General features: G+C 72.6%; 26 protein-coding genes. 10 read left to right on the top strand and 16 right to left on the bottom strand.

The window, feature by feature from the left end:
- Positions 1–2: 2 nt before the first annotated feature.
- The 3 genes from EDF63_RS17745 (at position 3) to EDF63_RS17735 (ending at position 1,969) form a co-directional block, all read left to right on the top strand.
- A complete protein-coding gene (locus EDF63_RS17745; protein WP_123314300.1) occupies positions 3–1,034 on the top strand; it encodes a YeiH family protein in 1,032 nt (343 codons plus the stop codon).
- A gap of 93 nt (positions 1,035–1,127) precedes the next feature.
- Positions 1,128–1,739 (top strand): hypothetical protein, encoded by a 612-nt coding sequence (locus EDF63_RS17740; protein WP_123314299.1) that lies wholly within the window; start codon positions 1,128–1,130, stop codon positions 1,737–1,739.
- Complete coding sequence (locus EDF63_RS17735) at positions 1,739–1,969, top strand: helix-turn-helix transcriptional regulator (RefSeq protein WP_123291745.1); 231 nt, start codon at positions 1,739–1,741, stop codon at positions 1,967–1,969. Before EDF63_RS17740 ends, EDF63_RS17735 begins: the two co-directional genes overlap by 1 nt.
- A gap of 78 nt (positions 1,970–2,047) precedes the next feature.
- Here the strand turns inward: EDF63_RS17735 and EDF63_RS17730 are convergent, their stop codons facing one another.
- The 4 genes from EDF63_RS17730 to EDF63_RS17715 form a co-directional block, all read right to left on the bottom strand.
- A complete protein-coding gene (locus EDF63_RS17730; RefSeq protein ID WP_123314298.1) occupies positions 2,048–3,124 on the bottom strand; it encodes an ABC transporter permease in 1,077 nt (358 codons plus the stop codon).
- Complete coding sequence (locus tag EDF63_RS17725) at positions 3,121–4,002, bottom strand: ABC transporter ATP-binding protein (RefSeq protein WP_123314297.1); 882 nt, start codon at positions 4,000–4,002, stop codon at positions 3,121–3,123. Before EDF63_RS17725 ends, EDF63_RS17730 begins: the two co-directional genes overlap by 4 nt.
- Before the next feature lie 335 nt (positions 4,003–4,337).
- Positions 4,338–5,057: a response regulator transcription factor gene (locus EDF63_RS17720; protein ID WP_123314296.1), complete on the bottom strand. Its 720-nt coding sequence runs from the start codon at positions 5,055–5,057 to the stop codon at positions 4,338–4,340.
- Positions 5,039–6,313: a sensor histidine kinase gene (locus tag EDF63_RS17715; protein ID WP_123314295.1), complete on the bottom strand. Its 1,275-nt coding sequence runs from the start codon at positions 6,311–6,313 to the stop codon at positions 5,039–5,041. The genes EDF63_RS17720 and EDF63_RS17715 overlap by 19 nt, the downstream gene beginning before the upstream one ends.
- Positions 6,314–6,378: 65 nt before the next feature.
- Here EDF63_RS17715 and EDF63_RS17710 point away from each other — a divergent pair, with 65 nt between their 5' ends.
- Entirely contained in the window at positions 6,379–6,717 is a 339-nt protein-coding gene (locus EDF63_RS17710) for a YciI family protein (RefSeq protein ID WP_123314294.1), read from the top strand.
- Here the strand turns inward: EDF63_RS17710 and EDF63_RS17705 are convergent.
- Positions 6,623–7,849 (bottom strand): MFS transporter, encoded by a 1,227-nt coding sequence (locus EDF63_RS17705; protein WP_185021506.1) that lies wholly within the window; start codon positions 7,847–7,849, stop codon positions 6,623–6,625. The genes EDF63_RS17710 and EDF63_RS17705 overlap by 95 nt on opposite strands.
- 53 nt (positions 7,850–7,902) lie before the next feature.
- Between EDF63_RS17705 and EDF63_RS17700 the strand changes: the two genes are divergently transcribed.
- Entirely contained in the window at positions 7,903–8,463 is a 561-nt protein-coding gene (locus tag EDF63_RS17700; RefSeq protein ID WP_123314292.1) for a TetR/AcrR family transcriptional regulator, read from the top strand.
- A gap of 117 nt (positions 8,464–8,580) precedes the next feature.
- Positions 8,581–9,474 carry an alpha/beta hydrolase family protein gene (locus EDF63_RS17695; protein WP_123314291.1) on the top strand — a complete coding sequence of 298 codons (894 nt, stop codon included), beginning with the start codon at positions 8,581–8,583 and terminating at the stop codon, positions 9,472–9,474.
- A 118-nt stretch (positions 9,475–9,592) separates the two neighbouring features.
- Here the strand turns inward: EDF63_RS17695 and EDF63_RS17690 are convergent, their stop codons facing one another.
- The gene (locus tag EDF63_RS17690; RefSeq protein ID WP_123314290.1) at positions 9,593–10,075 is read right to left on the bottom strand and encodes a RimK/LysX family protein; all 483 of its coding nucleotides are present in this window, start codon (positions 10,073–10,075) and stop codon (positions 9,593–9,595) included.
- Between the two features lie 87 nt (positions 10,076–10,162).
- On the opposite strand from EDF63_RS17690, the gene rimK reads away from it, so the two are divergent.
- Genes rimK through EDF63_RS17670 form a run of 4 tightly spaced genes read left to right on the top strand, consistent with a single transcriptional unit; the run spans position 10,163 to position 16,222 of the window.
- Entirely contained in the window at positions 10,163–11,341 is a 1,179-nt protein-coding gene (gene rimK / locus EDF63_RS17685; protein ID WP_123314388.1) for a 30S ribosomal protein S6--L-glutamate ligase, read from the top strand.
- A 53-nt stretch (positions 11,342–11,394) separates the two neighbouring features.
- On the top strand, positions 11,395–12,501 hold the full coding sequence (locus EDF63_RS17680) for a 3-oxoacyl-ACP synthase III (protein ID WP_123314289.1): 1,107 nt from the start codon (positions 11,395–11,397) through the stop codon (positions 12,499–12,501).
- Positions 12,498–15,218, top strand: coding sequence for an alpha/beta fold hydrolase (locus EDF63_RS17675; RefSeq protein WP_123314288.1), 2,721 nt, complete (start codon positions 12,498–12,500; stop codon positions 15,216–15,218). The genes EDF63_RS17680 and EDF63_RS17675 overlap by 4 nt, the downstream gene beginning before the upstream one ends.
- Positions 15,215–16,222, top strand: a complete 1,008-nt coding sequence (locus EDF63_RS17670) for an NAD(P)-dependent oxidoreductase (protein WP_123314287.1) — start codon at positions 15,215–15,217, stop codon at positions 16,220–16,222. Before EDF63_RS17675 ends, EDF63_RS17670 begins: the two co-directional genes overlap by 4 nt.
- On the opposite strand, the gene EDF63_RS19020 is transcribed toward EDF63_RS17670, so the two are convergent.
- The 10 genes from EDF63_RS19020 to EDF63_RS17620 form a co-directional block, all read right to left on the bottom strand.
- Positions 16,198–16,773, bottom strand: coding sequence for a gamma-glutamylcyclotransferase family protein (locus tag EDF63_RS19020; protein ID WP_260233164.1), 576 nt, complete (start codon positions 16,771–16,773; stop codon positions 16,198–16,200). The two genes, EDF63_RS17670 and EDF63_RS19020, sit on opposite strands and share 25 nt — an antisense overlap.
- A 73-nt stretch (positions 16,774–16,846) precedes the next feature.
- On the bottom strand, positions 16,847–17,038 hold the full coding sequence (locus EDF63_RS17660) for a hypothetical protein (protein ID WP_123314286.1): 192 nt from the start codon (positions 17,036–17,038) through the stop codon (positions 16,847–16,849).
- 38 nt (positions 17,039–17,076) lie between these two features.
- The gene (locus EDF63_RS17655; protein WP_123314285.1) at positions 17,077–17,493 is read right to left on the bottom strand and encodes an MFS transporter permease; all 417 of its coding nucleotides are present in this window, start codon (positions 17,491–17,493) and stop codon (positions 17,077–17,079) included.
- Positions 17,490–18,575, bottom strand: a complete 1,086-nt coding sequence (locus EDF63_RS17650) for an Asp23/Gls24 family envelope stress response protein (RefSeq protein ID WP_185021505.1) — start codon at positions 18,573–18,575, stop codon at positions 17,490–17,492. Before EDF63_RS17650 ends, EDF63_RS17655 begins: the two co-directional genes overlap by 4 nt.
- A gap of 77 nt (positions 18,576–18,652) precedes the next feature.
- The gene (locus EDF63_RS17645; RefSeq protein WP_123314283.1) at positions 18,653–18,826 is read right to left on the bottom strand and encodes a CsbD family protein; all 174 of its coding nucleotides are present in this window, start codon (positions 18,824–18,826) and stop codon (positions 18,653–18,655) included.
- A gap of 98 nt (positions 18,827–18,924) precedes the next feature.
- Positions 18,925–19,488 carry a hypothetical protein gene (locus EDF63_RS17640; RefSeq protein ID WP_123314282.1) on the bottom strand — a complete coding sequence of 188 codons (564 nt, stop codon included), beginning with the start codon at positions 19,486–19,488 and terminating at the stop codon, positions 18,925–18,927.
- Complete coding sequence (locus EDF63_RS17635; RefSeq protein ID WP_123314281.1) at positions 19,485–20,060, bottom strand: DUF6286 domain-containing protein; 576 nt, start codon at positions 20,058–20,060, stop codon at positions 19,485–19,487. Before EDF63_RS17635 ends, EDF63_RS17640 begins: the two co-directional genes overlap by 4 nt.
- Before the next feature lie 9 nt (positions 20,061–20,069).
- Positions 20,070–20,384: a hypothetical protein gene (locus tag EDF63_RS17630; protein WP_123314280.1), complete on the bottom strand. Its 315-nt coding sequence runs from the start codon at positions 20,382–20,384 to the stop codon at positions 20,070–20,072.
- Entirely contained in the window at positions 20,381–20,572 is a 192-nt protein-coding gene (locus EDF63_RS17625) for a DUF2273 domain-containing protein (RefSeq protein WP_123291766.1), read from the bottom strand. The genes EDF63_RS17630 and EDF63_RS17625 overlap by 4 nt, the downstream gene beginning before the upstream one ends.
- Entirely contained in the window at positions 20,569–21,036 is a 468-nt protein-coding gene (locus tag EDF63_RS17620; RefSeq protein WP_111084754.1) for an Asp23/Gls24 family envelope stress response protein, read from the bottom strand. The genes EDF63_RS17625 and EDF63_RS17620 overlap by 4 nt, the downstream gene beginning before the upstream one ends.
- Positions 21,037–21,151 lie beyond the last annotated feature (115 nt).

Genomic DNA, 21,151 nt, shown 5'->3' with positions numbered 1-21,151 from the left:
CCATGCAGTTCGCCCGCACCGCCGCACCCGGTGTCGCCGTCGCCGTCGCGATCGGCCTCGTCGCCACCCTGGTCGGCACGGCCGTCCCGGTCGTGGGCGGGCCCGTCCCCGCCGTCCTGATCGGCGCGGTGCTCGGCTGGCTCGTCCGTCGGCGCACCGGTGGCAGCCTCGCCGTGCTCGCTCCCGGCGTGAAGTTCTCGTCGAGCCGTGTGCTGCAGTTCGCCGTGGTGCTGCTCGGCGCGCAGCTGTCGATCGGCGAGGTGCTGCGCATCGGCGGCGAGACCCTGCCGGTCATGCTCACGACCCTGGTCGTGTGCCTCGGAGCAGCGTGGGGGATCGGTCGGCTGCTCCGGGTGTCGAGCGCCCTCCGCACCCTGATCGGCGTCGGGACCGGCATCTGCGGTGCGTCCGCGATCGCGGCCGTCACGCCCGTCATCGGTGCAGTCAGCGCGGACGTCGCCTACGCGATGTCGACGATCTTCCTCTGCAACATCGCCGCCGTGTTCGCCTTCCCCCTGCTCGGCCACGCCCTCGGGCTCAGCCAGCACGCCTTCGGCGTCTTCGCGGGGACGGCGGTGAACGACACGTCGTCCGTCGTCGCCACCGCGACGGTCTACGGTCGCCAGGCGACCGACACGGCGGTCGTCGTGAAGCTGGTGCGGACCCTGATGATCATCCCGATCGTCATCGGGCTGGCCGGACTGGAGGCCCGACGCGCCTCCCGCGAGCAGCTCGCGCCCGACACGGGGTCGCGCAGCGGGTTCCGCGTGTTCCGGTTGGTCCCGTGGTTCCTGATCGGGTTCCTGGTGGTGGTGTTGCTCCGCACGGTCGGGGTGCTGCCGGCTGGGGCTGCCCCGGGGTTCTCGACCGCGGCGTCGTTCCTCATCACGGTGGCGCTCGCCGCGATCGGCTGCTCGACGGACTTCGCGGCGCTGCGCCGTGCCGGGTTCCGTCCGATGCTGCTCGGCATCGCGCTCTGGGTGTTGGTGGCGGGCACGAGCCTCGGGGCGCAGGCGGTGTTCGGCCTGCTGTAGGTCGGAGCGGCGCAGGCTCTTGCACCGGTCGGACCCATCGTTTATCGTTGTATCGAATTTCGATGGTACCGATGATCGACAGGGGAAGACGCCATGACCGCACCCGTGTACGAACCGCCCCGCGGGCGGAACTCCTACCTCGCCTACGTCGCCTGCTGCGCGATCGGCATCGTCCTGGTCGTCTGGCGGTACGTCGACCTGCTCGTCCGCTCGGTCGGCTCCGGAACGGTGTCGGTGCCCGTCCGGATGACCGCGACGAGCGACGTCCCGCAGCCGCCCGGTGGTGCGACCGTCACCGCCGACCACCTCGTGCTCCGGGCTCCGATCGCGGACGTGCCGGCCGGGGCGATCGGGTACATCCGGGTCGGTGACACGCTCGAGGTCCTGTTCGTCAGTGCGCTCATCGCCCTCGTCGCGGCGGTGGCCTGGAAGATCTCGCGCGGCGGGCTGTTCGACCGGTCGACGACCCGCATCCTCGACTGGCTCGCCGCTGCGGTGCTGGTGGCCGGCTTCGTGCCCCAGTTCGTCCGCCGGATGGGGTGGAACTGGGTGGTGTCGGGGCTCGGGTGGGACGGGCACCTGCCGACGCCGGACGTCGACCACCAGTTCGTGCCCGTGTACCTCGGCCTGCTCGTCGTCATCTGCTTCCGGTTCGCCCTCACCGCCTCGCAGCGGATGGTGCGCGACCAGTCCGGGCTGGTCTGATGCCCCCGGAGCAGGAGGACGGCCACGCGGTCGTCTGCCACCTCGACGAGCTGCTCGCCGCTCGCGGCATGACCCTGACCGAGCTCGCCGACCGGGTCGGGGTCACCGTGGTGAACCTGTCGGTGCTGAAGAACAACCGGGCGCGCGCGATCCGGTTCTCCACCCTCACCCGGCTCTGCCAGGAGCTCGGGTGCCAGCCGGGCGACGTGTTCTCGGTGCGCGCGGACTGACGACGGGAGGCCCGGACCACGTGAGCCGACCTGCTCACGTGATCCGGGCCTCCCGTCCGACCTGCGGGGTCGGCGGCGTCAGCCGCGCAGCGCCTCCGTCAGCTTCACGCGACTGCCCGTCCGCAGCAGCGCGTTCTCGTAGACGCGAGCGCCGACGAGCACGACCACGACCACCGAGGCGACCACGATCAGGAGCGACAGGATCGGCTCCCACCACTCGGCCGTACCCAGGAAGATCCGCATCGGCATGCCGATCGGAGCGCTGAACGGGACGTACGACATGATGCCGAGCACCGTCGGGTTGTTGTACGCGACGATGATCAGGATGTACGGGATCATCACGAGCATCATCACCGGGGTGGTGACGCTGCCGACGTCCTCCTGACGCGACACGAGCACGGCCGCCGCGGCGAAGAGCGACGCGATGAGGACGAAGCCGACGGCGAAGAACCCGACGAACCAGAGGATGCTCGGGCCGAGCATCGAGAACATGTTGTCCTGCCCGGTGACCGCCAGGGTGACGACCGCGGCGACGGCCACGGCGACGATCTGCGCGAACGCCATGACGCTGTTGCCGAGGACCTTGCCGGCGAGCAGTGCCCTGGCCGAGATCGCGGACATCAGGATCTCGACGACCCTGGTCGACTTCTCCTCGACCACGCTCTGCGCGATGGACTGGCCGAAGGTCACGGCCGAGGCGAAGTACACGACACCGAACGCGATGGCGATGAGGTAGACGAGTCCGCCGGGCAGCGCGTCCGGGTCGAGCAGTTCGATCCGCGGTGTGACGCTCAGCGCGGAGACGACGTCGGTCGGTGCCTCGTCGAGGCCGACGACCTTGTACCCGAGCGGGTCGTCGGACGGCACGATCGCCGCGTCGACGTCGCCGTTCTGCACGAGCCGTTCGGCGTCCGCCACCGAGGTGGAGTCCGTGACGTCGAGGCCCGTGGTGGTCGGCAGCGAGACGCCGTCGACGACCGCGACCGGCGTGGTGTCGTCGGCGGTGGCCTTGCTCACGATGCCGCCGACAACGATCGACGCGACGACCATGCCGATCAGGATGAGGGCGGAGACCACGAAGGCCTTGCTGCGGATGCGTGCCTGGATCTCGCGTGCGGAGACGAGCCGCACGGCCTGCACGAAGGAGTCGTTCATCGGATGACCTCCCGGAAGACCTCGCTGAGCCGCGGGACCCGCGGGGCGAACGAGCCGACGGTGCCGTGCTGCACGGCCCGCTGCAGGACGTGTTGGGCGGTGGCCGGCTCGGCCTCGAAGACGGCGTAACCGCCGTCGAACTCGCGCACCGTCACGCCGGGCTCGTCGCGGAGCCAGGCGACGTCACCGTCGACGAGCAGCTCCCAGGCGGCGGGGCCGGCCTGCTTGCGGAGTTCGTCCTGCGGGCCGGCGGCGCGGATGGTGCCGCCCGCGATCACGACGACGTCGTCGCAGAGCCGCTCGACGACGTCCAGCTGGTGGCTCGAGAACAGCACCGGGACGCCCCGGGCCGCGGTCTCGCGCAGGACACCGAGCACCGTGTCGACCGCCATCGGGTCGAGGCCGGAGAACGGTTCGTCGAGCACCAGCACCTCGGGGTCGTGCGCGAGGGCCGCGGCGATCTGCACCCGCTGCTGGTTGCCGAGCGACAGCTTCTCGACGGCGTCGTCGGCGTGGCCGGTCAGTTCGAGCCGTTCGAGCAGCTCGGTGGTGCGCGTGGTCGCCGCGCGCTTGTCCACGCCGTGCAACCGGGCCAGGTAGGTGATCTGCTCGGCCACCGGCATCTTCGGGTAGAGGCCGCGTTCCTCCGGCATGTAGCCGAACCGGCGGCGGTCGGCGGGTCGGACCTCGGTGCCGTCGATCGAGACCGAGCCGGCATCGGCCTGGAGCACACCGAGCATGATGCGCATGGTGGTCGTCTTGCCGGCGCCGTTGCCGCCGACGAACCCGGTGAGGCGGCCGTCGCCGACCGTGAACCCCACGTCGTCGAGCACCCGGCGGTCGCCGAAGTGCTTCGTCACCCCTTCGATGGTGAGCATGTCGTACCCCTCTCGCGACGGCCTGCGCCGCCTGCGTCGACGCTATTGGCCAGGAGGCACGGGTCGCCTCCGCCGTCCGGCGGGACTTGGGTGGGCGGTCGGCTCCACCGCACGGGGGAGGGGGCGGGGTCGTCGCGTGGTGCCGCGCGGTGTGCGGCGACCGGCACGGTGCGGGGTTGTTCGGCCCGTGGGGCTTTGGTTGCTCGGTGCGTGGTCGTGGCGGGGCACGGTGCGGTCAAGGCTGCACGGGGTGAGCGAGGGCGCACGGTGCGGGCGTGGTGCGAACGCGGCACCGTGCGGACTTGTCCTGCCGGTGCCTCCTCGGTCCGGCTCGGTCAGCCGGCGACGCCGTGCTCGAACGCCCAGACGACCGCCTGGATGCGATCCCGCAGCGCGAGCTTCTGCAGCACGTTCGACACGTGGGTCTTCACGGTGGCGTCACCGACGTACAGTTCGGCGGCGATCTCGGCGTTGCTGAGCCCCCGGGCGAGCAGCCGGAGCACCTCGGTCTCGCGCTCGGTGAGCCCGGCGGATGCGAGAGCGGCGTCGCCGGACCGGTCGGAGGCGCGGCCGCTCGCCACCGGCGCTGCCGTCGCCCGGCTGATCACCCGCCGCGTGACGTCGGGCGCGAGCAGGGCGTCCCCGGCGGCGACGGTCCGGACGGCGTCGATCAGCCGTTCGGGGGAGGCGTTCTTCAGCAGGAAGCCGCTCGCACCCGCCTCGAGCGCCTGGAACAGCGCGTCGTCGCTGTCGAACGTCGTCAGGATGAGCACCGCCGGCGGGTCCGGCAACGCTGCGATCCGCCGCGCCGCCTCGAGCCCGTCGACGCCGGGCATCTGCACGTCGAGGCACACCACGTCCGGGTGCAGGGTCCGAACGGCATCGACCGCACGGGCTCCGTCGGGGGCCTCGCCGACCACCCGGAACCCCGGCTCGGACTCCAGGATCACGCGGAACCCGGCCCGGACCAGCTCCTGGTCGTCCGCGAGCACGATGGTCAGATCGCCGGTGCCCTCGGTCCGGTCGTTCGTCTCGTTCACGTCGTCGGCAGCCATGCCCGCACCAGGTAGCCTCCCCGGGCGCGTGGCCCGATCTCGATCCGTCCGTCCACGGCCGCGACGCGCTCCCGCATGCCGACGTGCCCGAGGCCGCTGCCCGACGGGTTCCGCACCGCGCGGCCGCCGTGGCCGTCGTCGGTGACCTCGACCTCGAGGCCGTCGTCCAGGTACCGCACCCGGACGTCGGCGCGGGCGGTGGGGCCGGCGTGCTTGAGGACGTTCGTCACGGCCTCCTGCACGATCCGGTACGCGACGGCGGCGACCGTCGGCGGCACCGGACGCTCGTCGCCCACGACCACGTACTCGGTCGGGTGCCCGGCGACCCGGGCCGACTCGGCGAGCTCGACGATGCGCGCGATGCCCTCGGTGCTCGGACCGTCCCCGACACCGGGGTCCCCGGCGCTCGGTTCGTCGGCCGACCGCAGGGTGCCGAGCATCCGCCGCAGCTCTTCGACTGCGGTGCGCGCGCTCTCCTCGACCACGCCGAGCGACGCCGTCGCCTGTGCCGGATCGCGGTCGATGACGCGTCGGGCGGCACCGGCCTGCACGCCCATCAGGGACACGTGGTGCGCGACGACGTCGTGCAGTTCGCGGGCGATCCGGACCCGTTCGATGGTGACGGCCTGGGCAGCGCTGCGCTCCCGTTCGGCCGCGAGCTCCGCGGTGCGTTCGTCGAGCTGGTGCCGGGCCACGGCCGAGGCCCATGCCCGGTTGCCCGCGTACCAGGCGGCACCGAAGTAGATGACGTTGATCACGATGTTCAGGAGCGAGTACGCGATGTACGGCGGGATGAGGGAACCCTCGTCGTTCGGCAGCGCGTTCGGCACCGCCCAGCCGAACGAGATCGCGATGAACAGCCACGCGAACATCCCGCCGATGACGACCCACCGGACCGCCTCGGCCCGCACCCGGTCGGAGCACCACGCGCCGACGGAGTACAGCGAGATGAACAGCGTGAAGTTGACCAGGAACACCTCGGGCACCTGCAGCAGCTGCGTGGCCGCGAACGCCAGCGCGGACACCACGGCTGCCGACATCGGGAACCGGCGCCGGAACACGATCGGGGCGGCGTTCGCGACGATCATCAGCGCGGAGACCCACCAGGCCGCCTGGTCGTCGCCGTAGGTCCCGGCCGACCCGTACAGGACCGTGGTGACGGCCAGACCGGCGGCGAGCACCAGTGCGAGCACGGCGTCCTGCCGGTGCTCACGGCGCCCCACGGGCAGCCGTGACCACTCCGCCGTCGTCCCCATGCAGAGAACGCTAGCGGGTGGCTCCGGGCGGGAGTAGCCTCCCGCCAACGAGCAGGGGAGACGTCATGCAGTTCCTCGTCAACGTCATCGACGACGGGCAGGCCGACGCTGCCGGTCGGACGGAGTCCGCCACCCAGGCCGAGGCCACCGCGGTCGATGTCCTGAACGAACGCCTGGGGGACGCCGTCGTGTTCGCCGCCGGGGTGTCCGCCCCCGCCGACGGCATCGTCGTCGACGCCCGTGGCGGTGGCTCGGACACCACGCCAGGGCTGGTGGCCGACAGCTCCGAGTTCGTCGCGGGGTTCTGGGTCATGGAGCTGCCGGATGCCGAGACGGCGCTCCGTGTGGCGCACGAGGCGTCGCAGGCGTGCAACCGGAAGATCGAGCTGCGTCCACTCCTGTGACGGCGGCGTCACCGTGCGGAGGGTCTCCGCGCCTGCCGACCACGGCGGGTACGGCGCTCGCCGCGGTGACGACCGCACCGACCACGAACGTCGCCGCGTAGCCCGACACACCGACGAGCGCGCCCGACGCCGCCGCTCCGACGGCCTGCCCGAGCACGAGTGCGACGAAGAGCATCGACGTCCCCGCCGACGACCGCGCAGCGTCGAGTTCGGTCGTCCAAGCGATCAACGCCCCGGTCGCGGCCGTGTAGCCCCAGCCGAACACCGCGCAGGCCAGCATCGCCACCGCCGTGGCCTGCGGCGCGAGCCCGAGTGCGACGACGGCCACCGCCACGGCGCCTGCGGTCACCGCCCAGAGCACCCGCGCGCGGAGTCCGCTCGTCCACCGTGCCGTCACGGCGACCGCGGCGCCGCCGACGCCGAGCGCAATCCACGCCGACACGGACACCACGGCCGGCGCGCCGGCGTCGACCAGCGCCGACCGACCGTACGTCCACACGACCGCCGACCCGGCGCCGAAGAGCAGTGCGAGCGTCAGGACCCGACGGTGCGCCGCGAGCCACGCCGTCCCCGGTGCGGTGGCCCGGTCGGCGCCGGACCCGCTCCCGCGCGACACGAGCACCAGCACGACGCCGACGACGAGGGCGAACACCCCGGACCACGCCCAGGCCGTCCGCCAGTCCGGCAGCAGCACGAGCGCGAGCACGCCGGCGGCGACCAGCCCCGGGCCGGTCCCCGAGTTGACGACCGCCTGCGCCGTTCCCTGCACGGACTCCGGCACCGTGCGCGACACGAGCTGCACGAGGGCCGGTGACGCGAGCCCGGCTCCGGTCGAGGCGAGCACCGCGGCGATCCCGAAGATCCACGGCCCCGGTGCCGTCGCCATCGCGAGTGCGCCGACCCCGGCGAACCCGGACGCCGCGGTGACGAGCACTCGGGGGACCCGTGCGGCGACCAGGAACCCGACCACCGCGCCGACGCAGTACATCGCCGAGGCGCCCGAAGAGACCCACCCGGCGGCGTCCGGACGCAGCCCGAGGTCACGTTCGACGTCGGGCAGGAAGAGACCGAACGCCAGGCGGACGAGCCCGTACGTCGCGGCGATCAGGGCCACCCCACTCCCGAGGAACACCCACTGTCGTAACGAAAACGATCGTTTCACTTTTGAGAGCCTAGGGTGCTTCCATGGCGATGCGTCCAGGAACCGAGCAGAAGCTGCTCGACGCGGCCGAGGAGCTCTTCTTCACGCAGGGCATCGCTGCGACCCCGATCGACGCCGTGCTCGACCGCGCCGGGATCTCGAGCGCCACGCTCTACCGCGGGTACGCGAGCAAGGAAGCCCTGGTCGCTGCAGCACTCGAGCGCCGGCACGACGACTGGCTCGCGACGTGGGACCGTGCGGTCGAGGCCGCTCCGGACGACCGAGGCCGCCTGCTCGCGGTGTTCGACGCACTCGACGACTACCGGACCACCGCCGCCGGCTCACGCTGGTGCGCCTTCCTCGGGACCGCTGCCGAGTACGCGGACGCCCCTGCCGAGGTGCACGCGGTGCTCGACCGCGAGACCGGCGCGCTCCGCACCCGGCTGACCGCGCGGGCCGCGCCCGTCGTCGGCGATCGTGCCGGTGCCCTCGCCGACCAACTGCTGCTCGTCGTCTCGGGGTACCTCGCGATGCGCCTGCGCGACCCGTCGGTCGGCACGGCCACGGCGCGCGCGGTCGCCGCAGCGCTCGTCGAAGCCGCCTGACCGCTCGTCGGCCCCGGGGTTCTCCGACACCACGCTCGGTACCCTGCCCGGTGTGCAGCGACCCTCCTCGACCCTCGTGATGCAGCGCGTGACCTCTGATGGAACGGTGCCCCTCGGATGACCCGTTCGCGTGCGGCGACGATCACCCGGCGGTCGCTGCTGATCGGCGGCATCGGCGTCGTCGCCGCTGGTGCAACCGCAGAGGCGGTCAACCTCGACCTGCTCCCGGGTCGGTCGACGATGTACCGCGTGCTCGGGCTGAACGGTGCCGACGGCACGATCCCCGACGTCGACCCGGTCCCCTCGGTCTCCGGCACCTTCGTGTCGGCGTCCAGGAACGGGCGCACGGTCGGCTGGACCATCGCCGCCCCGGCGTCGGACACCCCGTTGCCCGTCGCCGTCGCGCTGCACGGCTACGGCGACGACCACGCGTCGTTCTTCGGGCGGGAGCTCGGCTGGGACCGGTTCCTCGCGGCGCACATCGCGGACGGTGGGGCGCCCTTCGCGATCGCCTCGATCGACGGCGGCAACCGGTACTGGCACCACCGCTCGGACGGGGACGACCCTGCAGCGATGGTCGTCGACGAGTTCCTGCCCCGGATCGCACGGCGCGGGTTCGACACCGACCGGCTCGCGCTGACCGGGTACTCGATGGGCGGGTTCGGTGCCCTCCGGCTCGGCGGGGTGCTCGGTGCATCCCGCGTCCGCGCGGTGTCGGCGATCAGCCCTGCACTCTGGACGTCAGCAGCGGACACCGCGCGCGGCGCCTTCGACGACGCGGCCGACTTCCGCGAGAACACCGTCCTCGGTCGGCAGCGCGCGCTCGACGGGGTCGCGGTGCGCGTCGACTGCGGCAACGGCGACGGATTCGCGCCGGCGGTCCACACCTACGTCGACGGGTTCGACGCGCCACCGGCGGGGGGCTTCGAACCCGGCGCGCACACCCACGGCTACTGGCGGCGCCTCGCGCCGCAGCAGCTCGCGTTCCTCGCTCGCCACCTCGGTCGCTGACCCGAGTCGCGCCCTGGACGCGCGTCGAGACGGACGGGAGGCCCGTGGCGGCCCCGCCTCGGGCCTCCCGTCCGTCGACCGGTCGCGACCACGGCACGCGGAACGTGACGAGGAGCGCTCAGGCGCGCCCGCGGTTCCGGCGCCGGATCTCCTTCGGAGCCCGACCGGCCATGAAGGACCTCGCAGGGTCGACGAGGAACCCCTGTCGCAGGGCCTCTCGTCCGACGAGCATCCGGAACCCCATCTGGTCACGGTTGCTCAGGGTGACCTCGGACTCGACGGCGCGCCCCGCCAGGGTGATCGTGGTGAGCACGACGATGCGTTCCTGGGTGTGCCCGGTCGAGCTGCGGATGACGCGCCGGTCGTGCACGGCGCACTCGATCGTGACGGCGTCGGCATCGGTGTCCTGCCAGGGGTGCACGGAGAACCGCACCCGGTCGCCGGGCAGTTCCTCGAGGTCGAAGGCGTGCAGTGCCGAGCTGCGCGCACCGGTGTCCAGCTTGACCTTGATCCAGGGCAGCCCGAGGTCCGGCAGGCCGGCCCACTCGCGCCAGCCGGCGACGACGAGCCCGCCGTCGGGGGACTTCGGAGCACGCGCCATGGCCCCATCTTGTCGTACGCCCGACGGCAGTGTCCGCGTGCTTTGATGGACCGTCGCCGTCGATCCGACCCCGCGGAGAACCCCTCGATGAAACTCGCCATCCTGTCGCGCGCCCCGCAGGCGTACTCCACCCAACGCCTCCGTGCGGCAGCGCTGGACCGCGGTCACGAGGTCAAGGTGCTGAACACCCTGCGCTTCGCGATCGACCTGTCCGGCGAGGACCCGGACCTGCTCTACCGCGGCAAGCTCCTGTCCGACTACGACGCCGTCCTGCCCCGGATCGGCAACTCGATCACCTACTACGGCACCGCGGTCGTGCGGCAGTTCGAGCAGATGGACGTCTACACGCCGAACACCGCGACGGGCATCACGAACTCACGGGACAAGCTCCGGGCGAACCAGATCCTGTCCCGGCACCACATCGGCATGCCCGCGACGACGTTCGTGAACAGCCGGGCTGACGTCCGCGGCGCGATCGAGCGGGTCGGCGGCGCTCCGGTCGTCATCAAGCTGCTCGAGGGCACGCAGGGCATCGGGGTGATCCTGGCGCCGGAGGAGAAGGTCGCCGAGTCCATCGTCGAGACCCTGCACTCGACGAAGCAGAACGTCCTGATCCAGTCGTTCATCTCGGAGAGCCGTGGCCGCGACATCCGCGCGCTCGTCGTCGGCGACCGGGTCGTGGCCGCGATGCGCAGGACGGCGTCGGGGGACGAGTTCCGGTCCAACGTGCACCGCGGCGGCACGGTCGAGAAGGTCACGCTGTCGCCCGAGTACGAAGCGGTGGCTGTCCGGTCGGCGCAGATCATGGGCCTCAAGGTCGCCGGCGTCGACATGCTCGAGGGCAACGACGGCCCACTGGTGATGGAGGTCAACTCGTCACCGGGGCTCGAGGGCGTCGAGCGTGCGACGGGCCTCGACGTCGCCGGCGCGATCATCGACTTCATCGGCAACCAGGTCGCCTTCCCGGAGATCGACGTGCGCCAGCGGCTCAGCGTCTCGACGGGCTACGGCGTCGCCGAGCTGCTCGTGCACACCAACGCCGACCTGGTCGGGAAGACGATCAAGGAGTCCGGGCTCTGGGACCGGGACATCACCGTCCTGACCCTGCACCGGGGCGCGACCGTCATCCCGAACCCGCGCAGTGGGGTGACGCTGCAGGCAAGTGACCGGCTGCTCTGCTTCGGCAAGCTCGAGGAGATGCGCTCGATGGTGCCGGACCGTCGACGCCGTCGGAGCACGATCCGGAAGCTCCCGAAGGACGCCTGACACCGCGCGTCCAGCCGAGCCGGACTGCACACACAGGCGAAATGAGGAAGTATGTGTCGGTGACGATCATGACGGAACGGCCGGTCGACCAGGCAGCGAACGGGCAGCGGGCGGCGAGCAGTGAACCCGAGCAGCCCGGCAACGCCACGGCGAAGCACCACAACGTCTCGCTGCTGTCCGTGGCGACGACCACCGCCGAACGCGTGACGACCTCTGCTGACATCGAGGCCCGGCTCCGCGGCGTGCTCCGTCGACTCCGTCTGCCGATGGGCCTGCTCGAGCGCGTCGCCGGTGTGATCGAGCGTCGCAACTGGGGCGAGGGCCAGACCTTCCAGGACGCCGCCATCGACGCCGGTCGTCGTGCGATGGCCGAGGCGGGTGTGCGTCCCGATGAGATCGGGCTGCTCATCAACACTTCGGTGACCCGTCCGCACCTCGAGCCGTCGGTCGCCGTGCGCCTGCACCACGGGCTCGGCCTGCCGTCGTCGGCGATCAACTTCGACATCGCGAACGCGTGCCTGGGCTTCGTCAACGCCATGAGCGTCGCGGCGGGCATGATCGACTCCGGTCAGATCAAGTACGCGCTCGTCGTCGACGGCGAGGACGCCGACCAGGTGCAGCTCAACACCATCGACCGTCTGAACCAGGGTGGACGGAACCGCAAGGACTTCATGAGCGAGTTCGCCAGCCTGACCCTCGGGTCCGGCGCCGCGGCTGCCGTGCTCGGCCCGGCGGACCTGCACCCCGAGGGTCACCGGATCGTCGGCGGCGTCACCCGCGCGGCGACCCAGTGGTACGACCTGTGCGTCGGCAGCGTGGACGGCATGTTCACGGACGCCAAGATGCTGCTCAAGGGTGGCATGGAGCTCGTCGTCGCCGCGTGGACCGAGGCCCGCGCCCACTTCGACTGGGCGAACATGGACCGCTACGTCCTGCACCAGGTCTCCGACGTGCACACCAACGCGTTCGTCGAGGCCATCGGCATCCCGCGCGACAAGGTCCCCACCACGTACCAGCGCTTCGGCAACGTCGGTCCGGCGTCGATCCCGATCACCCTGGCCGACGAGGTCGAGTCCGGCGGCATCCGCCGCGGCGACCGCGTGTTCCTGGGCGGGGTCGGCTCCGGCATCAACACGGCGATGATGGAACTGCACTGGTGAGGTCCCGGCTTCCCCGCGTCGCCGCGAGCACGGCTCCGGCGACGCAGCCGCCCTCCCTGCCCGGTCTCGACCCGGCGTGGTCGCGCCTGGTCACGGTTCCGGAATGGTCCGAGAGCCGGTCGGGAGGCCGTGATCGCGCCGCGCGCACCTGGCACCTCCTCGACACGGCCGGGTCCCTGGCCGCGCTCGGCGTGGAACCGGTCGGCACCATCCTGTGCGTGCACGGCAACCCGACGTGGTCGTACCTGTGGCGGTCGGTGCTCCGCACCTCGCTCGAGGTCGCCCGCGCCGGTGGCCCGGCGTGGCGCGTGGTCGCCGTCGACCAGCTCGACATGGGCTTCTCGGAGCGCACCGGCGTCGAACGGGGGCTGCCGCAGCGCGTCGCGGACCTCGGCGCCCTGACCGACGAACTCGGACTGACCGGCCCGGTCGTCACCCTCGGCCACGACTGGGGCGGCGTGGTCTCGCTCGGGTGGGCGGTCGACCACCCCGACGTCCTGGCCGCCGTCATGACGTGCAACACCGCCGTGCACCAGCCCGACGACGCCCCGATCCCCGCGCCGCTGCGGCTCGCCCTGGGCCCGGGGCTGCTCGGCCGAGCGACCGTCGTGACGCCGGCGTTCCTCGAGACGACGCTCGGCATCGCGCACCCGAAGCTCGAGCGTGACGTGGCCGACGGCTACCGTGCGCCCTACCGCGGTGCCGCCCGACGCGGCGGCATCGGGGGATTCGTCGCGGACATCCCCGTCGACGCCCGGCACAGGAGTGCGCCCGAGCTCGACCGCATCGCCGCGGGTGTGGCGGCGCTTGACGTGCCGGCGCTGCTGCTCTGGGGCCCGCGCGACCCCGTCTTCCTGGAGCGCTACCTCGACGACCTGTCCGAGCGGCTGCCGCACGCCGACGTGCACCGCTTCGAGGGCGCGGGCCACCTGCTGCCGGACGACGCCGACGTGGCGGGCGCGGTGTTCGACTGGATCGGCGACCGCCTGTCGGGCGGGAGCGTCCCCGACGACGCCATCCCGGGCCTCCCGTCCGCTCCCGACCAGCGCGCGGACGTGAGCCGCCCGCTCGGCGCTGCGCTCGAGGACCTGCGCGAGAGCGACGAACCCGCCCTGGTCGAGATGGCTGCTGCCGGCGGCCCCCGCACGATCACGTGGCGCCTACTCGCGCGTCGGGTGGACGAGATCGCCGCCGGGCTGGACGACCTCGGTGTCCGGAGCGGCGACCGTGTCTCGCTCCTCGTCACCCCCGGAGCCGACCTGACCGCCGTCCTGTACGCCTGTGTCCGGATCGGCGCGGTCGTCGTCGTGGCGGATGCCGGGCTCGGTCTGCGCGGCCTGACCCGTGCGGTGCGCGGGGCCCGGCCCGACTGGATCATCGGCGCGCTGCCCGGACTCGGAGCCGCCCGTGCGCTCGGCTGGCCGGGTCGGCGCATCGCGACCGTCCCGCTGCCCGCCCCCGCTCGGCGCGCCCTGCGCGTGGAGCACACGCTGATCGACGTCGCCCGGCGGGGCGCCCGTCGACTCGCCCACGGGACGTCGCTCCCCACGGTGCCGACGTCCGACGCTCCGGCAGCGATCCTGTTCACCTCCGGGTCGACCGGTCCGGCGAAGGGCGTCGTGTACACGCACGGACAGCTCGGAGCCGTCCGCGACGTCCTGGCGACCCAGTACGACATCGGTGTCGGCACCGGGCTCGTCGCGGGCTTCGCACCCTTCGCCCTGCTCGGTCCCGCCCTCGGGGCGCGGTCGGTGGCTCCGGACATGGACGTCACCGCGCCCCGCACCCTGACGGCCCGTGCCGTGGCGGCTTCGGTGGCCGCGGCGGACGCGACCGTGGTGTTCCTGTCACCGGCGGCACTGGCGAACGTCGTGGCGACGGCGACGGCGTCGGCGCTGGACGGTGCCGATCGTGCAGCGCTCGCACGTGTCCGGCTGTTCCTGTCGGCGGGTGCCCCGGTGTCCGCCGCGCTGCTCACCGCGGCGACGGAGCTGATGCCGAACGCGAGCGCGCACACCCCCTACGGCATGACCGAGGGACTGCTCATGACCGACGTCGACCTGGACGGCGTCCGTTCCGCTGCGGCCTCGGACGACGAGGGCATCTGCGTCGGCGCTCCGGCGGCGAACGTCCGGGTGCGGATCGCGCCGCTCGACGCCTCGGGTGCCGCGACCGGGGCGCTGACCGACTCGGCGGGCGTCACCGGCGAGATCGTCGTCGCAGCACCGCACGTGCGCGACCACTACGACCGGCTGTGGCGGACGAACCGGGTTGCGCGACTCGGCGTCGAGGACCCACGCGGTCACCGCACCGGCGACGTCGGACACCTGGACGCCTCCGGGCGCCTCTGGGTCGAGGGGCGGATGCAGCACGTGCTCACCACGCCCGACGGCGTCGTCACCCCGGTCGGACCGGAGCAGCGCATCGAGGGCGTACCCGGGGTCGGTCGTGCCGGCGTCGCAGGGATCGGCCCGCGCGGAACGCAGCAGGTCGTCGCCGTGGTCGAGACCACGAACGGACGACGTGCCCGTCGGCCCGCCCTGGCGTCGCCGGCGTTGGCCGCGTCGGTCCGGGCCGCTGCCGGGGTCCCGATCGCCGCCGTGCTGACCGTGCCGGTGCTGCCGACCGACATCCGGCACAACTCGAAGGTCGACCGCACCCGGCTGTCCCGCTGGGCGACCGCGGTGCTGTCCGGTGGACGGATGACGCTGCCGTGAAGGTCCTGGTGACCGGGGCCAGCGGGTTCCTCGGGCAGGCCACCGCCGCAGCCGTGCGCGACGCCGGGCACGAGGTCCGCACGTTCCAGCGGCGGCCCTCTGGGGTCGCGGGCGTGCAGGACGTCGCCGGCACGATGACCGACCACGCTGCGGTGGCACGTGCGGTCGAGGGGGTCGACGCCGTCGTGCACCTCGCCGCCAAGGTCTCCCTGGCCGGTGGCCCTGCCGACTTCGCTCGCGTGAACGTCGATGGCACCCGAGCGCTCGTCGACGCCGCACGCCGTGCCGGCGCCCGGCGGTTCGTGTTCGTGTCGTCGCCGTCGGTCGCGCACACCGGGTCGTCGCTGGTCGGCGCCGGAGCGGGCGTCGCCGAGCCGCAGCACGCGCGTGGCGACTACGCCCGCACGAAGGCCGCGGCCGAACTGCTCGCGCTCGACGCCGATGCCCCCGGGTTCGCCGTCGCCGCCGTCCGGCCGCACCTGGTGTGGGGGCCGGGGGACACGCAGCTGATCGGCCGCATCGTCGAGCGGGCACGGGCCGGACGGCTCCCGCTGCTCGACTCCGGGGCCGCCCTGATCGACACCCTCTACGTCGACAACGCCGCTTCGGCCATGGTCGCGGCGCTCGAGCACGCGGCGGACGACGACGTGCACGGCAACGCCTACGTCGTGACGAACGGCGAGCCCCGGCCCGTCGCGGACCTGCTCGCCGGGATCTGTGCGGCCTCGGGCGTGGCAGCACCGCGGTGGCACGTGCCGGCAGCGGTCGCACGGGTTGCGGGGTCCCTGGTCGAGGCCGTGTGGCGGGTGCGTCCGGGGCAGGACGAGCCGCCGATGACCCGGTTCCTCGCCGAGCAGCTCTCGACGGCGCACTGGTTCGACCAGCGCCGCACCCGTGCCGACCTGCAGTGGGCGCCCTCGGTGTCGATCGACGAGGGCCTCGCGCGCCTGGCGGACGCGGCCCGAGTCTCGGCGGCGGCTCAGACCTCGTCGGCCGCCACGTAGACCCAGGCCGACAGGCCCGAGGTGAGCTCGACCCGGATGCGCTGGTAGTCCGCGACCTCGTAGCCGTCGACCGCGCGGAGCTGCCACTCGTAGCCAAGGGTCAGGGTCGACCCCTCGACGACGTCGTCCGCAGTGCCGCGGCGGAGGATCGGGTGCAGGTCCGAACCGCTGGTCCGGACGACCTCGGGGTCGGTGATCGCCACCCAGTCGAGCCGCCAGCCGGGCAGCGTGTCCGGGGTGGTGGGCACGTGGTCGCCGAACAGTGACTCCTGCACGAGCGGCTGCCGCAGCGTGCCGTACGAGAACACCCGGTGCGTCTCACCCGGACGCGGCGTCGGGCGCCTGATGGGCCGGGGAGCGATCGTCGGGGTCGAGGTCCAGACGAGCGCGCCCGCGACCCCGGTCAGTCCGAGGTGGAGCAGCCCGACGACGACGAGGAGGATCCCCCAACCGGCGCCGACGGCGATCGCGATGATGCCGACGACGAGACAGACGAGCGCGAACGCGCCGAGACCGATGACCCAGCGCTGGCCGGGGGAGAGACGCTTCACGTCGCGAGGGTAGCGGACGCGAGGCCCGGATCACGCGCGCCGATCGGCGCAGGCGATCCGGGCCTCCCGGTCGTCAGCTGTGCCGCTTGGCGGCCTTGGCGATCTTCTTGCCCAGCTTCTTGCGGGCCTTGCGGGCGTGCGGGTCGTTCCACGCCTTGCGGACGGTCTCGCCCTTGGACGTCTTGATCACCGGACGGTTCGCGCGCGAGCCGAACCAGAACCCGACGAGGACGATCAGGCCGATGACGATGATGCGGTTGCGCATGGTGGGACTCCTTGGTCGGTGGTGCAGGTGCCGGCGGTTCAGCCGGTGAAGCGTTGCCAGAGCTCGGTGACGATGGGCCACACGTCGCCGGCACGGTCGGCTGAGCCGACGGCCACCAGGACCACGGGGACGATCGTGACGGCGATGCTCACCAGCACGGCGAGCACGACGGCGATCGTCGCCGTGGTGGTGTGCCGTCGGGTGAGCGCCAGCGCGAAGAGCGCCAGCACGACGACCAGCCCGAGGACCGCGACGACCGTCACCCGCAGGAACGGGAACGGGACGAGGCCCGCGGTGGTGGCCGTGACGCCGCCGAGGAAGCCGACCAGGGGCAGGAACGCCCCGAGCAGGACCCCGGCGACCAGGACCACGCCGATGCCACCCGCGATCCACACGCCGCGTGGCCGGGGCCGTCGGTCGCGGGGCCGACGACCGCCGGACCAGGCGGTGGTCACGGGCGGTCCGCGGCCGGCGTCGTCGGCTGGTCGGCGTCGCGGGCGGCTGCCCGCGCTGCATCACTGGCGTCGGCCGCAGCATCGGCAGCGTCCTGTGCGGCGTCCTCGGCGGAGTCGGCGGCACGCACCGCTGCGTCGGCGGCGGTCTCACCGGCCGGGTCGGAGGTCGCAGCGGTGTCGTCTGCCGCAGCGGCCGTCCGTGCGCGGTCGGCTGCGTCGCGGGCGGTGTCCGCGGCGTCCCGGGCGCCCTCCGACGCCCGGTCGAGTGCGTCCGACGCGGCGTCGTGCACACGGGCAGCGGTGTCGGTCGTCGCGTCGACGGCCCGCTCCGCTGCGTCCGCGGTCGCGTCGGCGGCACGCTTCGTGGCGTCGGCGCTCGCGGCAGCGGCACGCTTCGTCGTGTCCGCGGTTGCGTCGGCTGCGCGTCGAGCGGTGTCGACCGTCGCGTCGGCTGCACGCTTGGTCGCGTCCGCGGTGGCCTCCGCAGCCTGCTTCGTCACGTCGGCCGTGGCGTCCGCGGCGCGCTTCGTCGCCTCGGCGGTGGCGTCCGCTGCCTGCTTCGTGGCGTCGACGGTCGCGGATGCCACGCGCTTGGTGGTGTCGCTGGTCGCCTTCGCGGCGTCCTGCACCGCGTCGCCGACGGCAGTGGCGGCACGCTCGACGGGCGAGGGTTCGTCGTCGAACGGTCCGTGCACGTCGAGGACGCGGACGTCCACCGTCGTCGGCTCGGTCGAGACCTGACCGGCGGCGGCGGTCACCTGTCGGCGCACCTCGTCGGCGACCTCGCGGACGTTCCGCGGGTAGGTGACGATCACGGAGACGTGTACCGCGAAGGTGCCGTCCTCGTCGTCGACCTGGACGCCGGCGGTCCCGGCGGAGCGGCCGAGCCGCTTCCGCAGTTCGTCGGCGGCTCGGGAGACGGTCCCGCCGAGGTGGTGCACGCCGGGCACACCGAGCGCCGTCTCCGCCGCGGTCCGCGCGATCAGCATCGCGGGGGTCGCGTCGTCGGGCAGCGGCTCCGTCAGTTCTGCGGGCAGGGCCACCTCGGTGACCTGCGTGTGCGCATGGGGGTCGTGCTGCATGGTTCCTCCTCGTTCGGGTCCGCGGGGACGCATCGGGGCACTCGACGTCGCGAGTGCCCCGACACGCATCGGGCGTCCTACTTCTTGAAGACGTCCTTGACGTCCTCGCCGGTCTGCTTGACGCTCGCGGAGGCCTGGTCCTTCTGGCCCTCGGCGACCTTGGAGTCGTCGTTCGTGGCCTTGCCCACGGCCTCCTTCGCCTTGCCGGCGAGGTCCTGTGCAGCGTTCTTGATCTTGTCGTCGAGTCCCATGACGGGTCCTTTCATCGGTCGGGCGTGCGCCCGGTGGTGGGTGTTGCGTGGGTCTTCGGTGGGCCGGGAGGCCCGGGGTCGCGTCCGGCTGACGGGTGTCAGTGGACGCGGGTCGACTTCGCGAGCGCCGAACGGGTTCCACCGGTGAGGTGGACCAGGACGGGCACCTGGCGACCGAGCGTGCGGTCGAGGACCGCGACGGCGCGGTCGACGGCGTCGAGCACCGAGACGGCGTCCCCGCCGCGGCGGACCGCGACGCGGATGCGAGCGGCACGCTGCTTGCGCACCAGGTAGGTGTCGACGCGGGAGCCGACGACGTCGCGGACACCGGCGAGCTCGTGCTCGACGACGTCGCGGACGAGGGCGACGTTCACCGTGACGGCGTCCTCACCCGAGCGCTCGCGGACGGCGACGGACGTGCCGCCCCCTCCGCGGGTGAACACCCAGACGAGGGCGAGCACGATCACGACGGCGCAGGCGACGGCGACAATCCAGAGCGAGGACGCGGGGACGTCCAGGTTGCTCGGCAGGTCGACGTAGGGCTTGACCGCGTCCTGCACGGCGGGCAGCACACCCGCGCCGATGGTGAGACCGACGACGACGGCGACGAGGCCGAGGACGAAGAGGATGATCCGGTTCATGGTCCGGTTGCTCTTGGTCATGCGAGGGTCCCCTTCTCGTCGATGCGGACGCGGATGTTCTGGCCGAAGCGTTCGTCGAGACCACTGAGGCGGTCGCGGACGGCCGCCTGCACGGCCTGCTCGTCGACCGGGATGCCGGTGACCGGCACGATCCGGACCTCGGTGCGGCGACCGCGCGCGGTTGCCGAGGCGTTGCCCTCGGGGACCCCCGCTGCCGTCCCGGCGGCGTTCGCCGCGGTCGAGGCGACGATGCGGGTGTCGATGACGACTGCGCCACGGTCGTGCTGGACGACCGAGCGGTGCTGACGACCCGGCTTGAGGGCCAGGACGATCAGCACGATGCCGAGGACCACGAGCACGACGGCGATGACCTCGGCGATCGTGACGAAGGCTGCGTCGGGCTGCAGTGCGGCGTCGACGGCGGTCTGCGGGTCGGCGAGGAGCGGGGGCCGCCCGACCGCCCGCAGGACCGACTCGGTGCCGATCCACGCGGCGACCAGTGCCAGGACCACCAGCGCCACGGCCACTGCGGTCGAGCGGGAGCGGTGCACGCTCCGACGACGGATGCGTCGTTCGACGGAACCGTTGCTCATGATGGTCTCCTAGCGGGTTCGGGACTCGCGCTCGCGCACGATCCCGGTGAGTTCGATGTGGGCACTGCCGACGCGTCGGCCGGTGAGTTCGCTCACGCGGCTCTTGACCTCGTCGGCGACCCGGGCCGAGCGGGCGACGAGGTCGTCGCCCGCGGCGATCGGGCCGGTGACGTCGAGGGACATCGCACCGGACGCGTCGCCGAGACCGACCCTGACCCGCTTGGCGGGGGCGCCGAGCCGTTCGGCTGCGACGGCCCGCGCCAGCGAGGTCAGTGCACGAGCGGTGATCTCGACGCGGCCCGGGACGACCGGGCCGGCGTTCACCGGGAGCTCCGGCGCCCGGTGAGCACGTCGGTCAGGGCGCCGCGGTCGATCTTGCCGGTGGCGAGGGCGGCCACGAGGGCGCCGATCGCACCGAAGACGATGACCAGGACGAAGCCCCAGAACCCGAACTGCAGTGCGACGACTGCGAGGACGGCCCCGATGAGGGCACCGATCAGTGTGTTGCTCATGCGACTCGCGCTTCCTTCTTCTCGTCGTTGTCGTTGTCGTCGTCGTCGCCCGGGATGAAGACGTCCTGGACGGTGACGTTGACCTCGGCGACCTCCATGCCGACGATCTGCTCGAGGGCACGGGCGACGCTGCTGCGGACGCCGTCGGCGACCTGCTGGAGCGACACCGGGTACTCGGCGACGATGACGATGTCCGCGGCGACCTGCTTCTCGCCGACCTCGACCTTGACGCCCTGACCGAAGTCACGCTGGCCGATCGCGTCGCGGAGCGCACCGATCGCACGGGCGGCGCCGCCACCGAGGGAGTGCACGCCGTTGACCTCGCGGGCCGCGATGCCGGCGACCTTCGACACGACGGTGTCGTCGATGACGGTCTTGCCGGTGACGCCGCTGTTCGAGCCGGCGTGCGAGGTGGTCCGGGCCGCTGCGGTGGTGGCCGGGGTGGTGGTGATGGAGTCAGCCATGGTTCGTTCCTTCCGATTGACCCGCCGGGCGTTCCCAGCGGTTGCTGTTCACGGATGAGACGGGCTGCACCAGAGATTCGTCACACATGACTTTCCGGATTCGGGAGAATTCCAG

It is taken from the genome of Curtobacterium sp. JUb34 (assembly GCF_003755065.1).
In the GTDB taxonomy this organism is placed as follows: Bacteria; Actinomycetota; Actinomycetes; order Actinomycetales; family Microbacteriaceae; genus Curtobacterium.
This window is presented reverse-complemented; position numbering and strand designations above follow the sequence as displayed.